The following is a 2,945-nucleotide window of genomic DNA, read 5'->3' as shown; positions in this document are numbered from 1 at the left end:
AACAATTCATTGTCTCGCCGCTCAGAAGCGACTTTTATAATATAACATGTGACCGATTTGATGTCAACCACATTCTTTATTACTTTTCGTGCCGATCACCATGTTACCGAGTGGCTCAGCAGCGACGTTTATTAATATAACAGGATAATCTATTTCCGTCAATAAAAATCACAAAAAAAGTTTTCTTTTGTTCTTTATCCTTTATACATGCTCTTCTTCGCTGGCATATACTTAAGACATTCTTTTGGAGATGCTACTCTTTTAAAGAGCGAAAACAGTATTTGATATCTTTCTTTCATTGACCTCTTTACTACATGATCAATACGATCATCCTTCAGATCGAATAGGATTTCATCCATTTCCCTTTTAATGAGGTATTCGAGTTCTTTCATTTCCTTTTCATTGATCAGAACACCAAGCATACATACACTCCTGTTCATTTTCACATAGTGCTTGTAGTGTTGTCTTTTTTTCGGATTTTTATAATCTGATTTTTTATTATCATATCTTTTTGACCTGCGGAATAAAAATGAGACAAGGAGTGCATTGGACGAGGTGGTGAAAAAATGAATTTCTTTTATGTAATGAATGCTAAGTCGATTAAAACAGCTTTTGTCATCGTGATTGCAGCCTTTTTTACAGCATGGTTCTTTTACATGGAAAACATGGTCCAAATCCCTGCATTTTCAGCAAAGGATGGTCCTAAAGCCATTTATAAAGGAGAAAAGGATTTAGCTTTGACTTTTAATATTGGCTGGGGCGATGAAAAAGCGGAACCGATTCTTGATGTTCTGAAGAAAGAGAAAGCAGGAGCTGTTACCTTCTTCTTGTCAGGATCCTGGGCAGAAAGACATCCAGACTTGGTGAGCCGGATGGTGAAAGATGGATATGAAATTGGCATGCTCGGATATGAGTATAAGGATTATACCGATCTAGAGGATGAAAAAATCAGGCGTGATATCCTAAAAGCTCAGGAAGCATTTAAAAAGCTTAACGTTAAGAACATTGAGTTGCTGCGTGCCCCTACTGGCCATTTTAATCAACGCACTTTAAAAATTGCCGAACGACTCGGGTATACAGTCGTCCACTGGAGTCTTGATACAAAGGATTGGACGAATCCTGCACTGAGGTCATTGCCGAGAATGCTGCAAAGGCAAAGAAGGGTGATATCCTTTTGATGCACGCTTCTGATTCAGCAAAACAAACAGCGGAAGCACTGCCTCTAGTGTTAAAGGATATCAGGTCAAAGAATCTGAAGATGGTCACAGTATCAGAAATGATCGCCAATGGTGACTCTAAATCAGCAGAAATAAAATAACCGTCCAACTATGCGTTGGACGGTTTTTTTGCGCTTTTTTATTTGTTTTAACCTTTTCTTCAAGGGCTTTGCGCTCTTCCTGTGATTTCTGGTTAAGCTTATGCAACACCAGCAGCTGGTAGGCATTGCATGCTAACAACGGGAACAGCATGAGATAAAGCCAGCTGTGCTCATTCACTCTGAGTACCGGCACCCATTCGATCACTGTTACAACTACCATGAAAAACAGCGCTGGTATAAAAGCTTCCTTATTTGTTTGCTTCACCTTCATAAGCGCCACTATTAGCCCTGCGACAAGAACGATTACCGCCAGGCCTATATATGACATGATGCCCTCTCCGCTTTCGGCAAACGCGTTATACCGCAAATAAACGAGGTCAAACAATACAAATGCAATCAACAGGACTTGCACTGGATTCCATAGGGATTTGAAAATACCAAGGCCAAAACGATGTACAGTCAGATAAGCAAAGAAACCCATTTGGCTAAGAATGCTAAATATAAGACCCACACCCATTAGCCATACTAAAATTGAAAGGAATTCAAGAATGTTGAAATCACTCAACAGTTGCTGGAATTCACTCCAGCGGACAATAAAACCAACCACAGCAGTTGTTACAGCTCCAACAACCAGAGTGGTGAGAAATAAGTGTACCCAATTACGGCTTGTCACGATTTTTTCCCCCAAAACAAAATTAAACTTCACCATTTGATTGTACCAATGCGGGTTTGAAAAATCTAGGTATCGTTATTCGTGTATAACAATTTGTCGTTTTACTCATCCTAACATTAGGGCTGTCTATGTGAAAGGGGAATGGAAGATGAAGAAGATCATGAAGTTTTTACTCCCTGCAACCTTTTTACTTTTAGCTGCCGGCTGCGCTGCTCCGGCCGAGTCAGCAGGGGGGCAAGTCGATTATGAAGAAACAAAGAAAATGGTTGTCGACATCCTGAAGACTGATGATGGAAAAAAGCGATTCAGGAAGTCATGGGTGACGATGGCATGAAGGAAAAGCTAATAATGGACCAGCCGGTCGTAATTGATACAGTTGAAAAGACAATGACCTCCGAAAAAGGTATGGAGTTTTGGAAAAAATCCTTTGAGGATCCGAAGTTCGCTGAGAGCGTCGCAAAAGGCATGAAGAAGGAAAATGAAAAGCTGTTAAAGGATCTTATGAAGGACCCAGAATACAAAGGCATGATGATCGAGGTAATGAAAGACCCGGAGCTTGAAAAGGAATTAACCACTTTGCTTAAAAGCAAAGAATACCGGGAGCATTTGCAAAAAGTCATGACCGAAACCTTTGAAAGCCCATTATTCAAGGCCAAGCTGCAGGCATTGATTGTCAAAGCCGCTGAGGAAATGCCAACACAAAAGCCTGAAGGAGGAGCCGAAGAAGGCGGCGGTGGTTCCGGAGGCGGTGGCGGCGGGGAATCAGGCGGCGGTTCTGGAGGTCAATAATAATTGCAAGATTGCACAGGCGCTTTGGTCAGCCCCGGCCAGCAAGCCAAATAATAAAAGAGAGCCTCTCCTGCTGAAGGAGAGGCTCTCTTTTATTACCGAAAAGATAGCCATAAAAATCACTTCGAGAATTGTCTAGCTACAGCACCTAGCCCCTTGAGTCGC

2 protein-coding genes and 2 pseudogenes are annotated in these 2,945 nt (G+C 41.6%); 2 read left to right on the top strand and 2 right to left on the bottom strand.

Going from position 1 to position 2,945, the window contains the following annotated elements:
• Positions 1–194: 194 nt before the first annotated feature.
• Positions 195–422, bottom strand: coding sequence for a hypothetical protein (locus JCM21738_RS21350; protein ID WP_023626387.1), 228 nt, complete (start codon positions 420–422; stop codon positions 195–197).
• 144 nt (positions 423–566) lie between these two features.
• Here JCM21738_RS21350 and pdaB point away from each other — a divergent pair.
• A pseudogene (pdaB, locus tag JCM21738_RS21345) lies at positions 567–1,318 on the top strand (polysaccharide deacetylase family sporulation protein PdaB).
• On the opposite strand, the gene JCM21738_RS21340 reads toward pdaB, so the two are convergent.
• Positions 1,296–1,991, bottom strand: a complete 696-nt coding sequence (locus JCM21738_RS21340) for a KinB-signaling pathway activation protein (RefSeq protein ID WP_081742203.1) — start codon at positions 1,989–1,991, stop codon at positions 1,296–1,298. The pseudogene pdaB and the gene JCM21738_RS21340 sit on opposite strands and share 23 nt — an antisense overlap.
• 148 nt (positions 1,992–2,139) lie before the next feature.
• On the opposite strand from JCM21738_RS21340, the pseudogene gerD reads away from it, so the two are divergent.
• Positions 2,140–2,780, top strand: a pseudogene (gerD, locus tag JCM21738_RS26915) (spore germination lipoprotein GerD).
• Positions 2,781–2,945: the final 165 nt, after the last annotated feature.

Origin of the sequence: Mesobacillus boroniphilus JCM 21738 (assembly GCF_000517385.1) — a bacterium.
Lineage (GTDB): Bacteria > Bacillota > Bacilli > Bacillales > Cytobacillaceae > Mesobacillus > Mesobacillus boroniphilus.
Note: the sequence above shows the minus strand (reverse complement) of the source record. Positions and strands in the feature narration are given on the sequence as shown.

Bases quoted from the DNA above. Each gene is read 5' to 3' on its own strand.
- JCM21738_RS21350 (WP_023626387.1), bottom strand. From the start codon at position 422: ATGCTTGGTGTTCTGATCAATGAAAAGGAAATGAAAGAACTCGAATAC.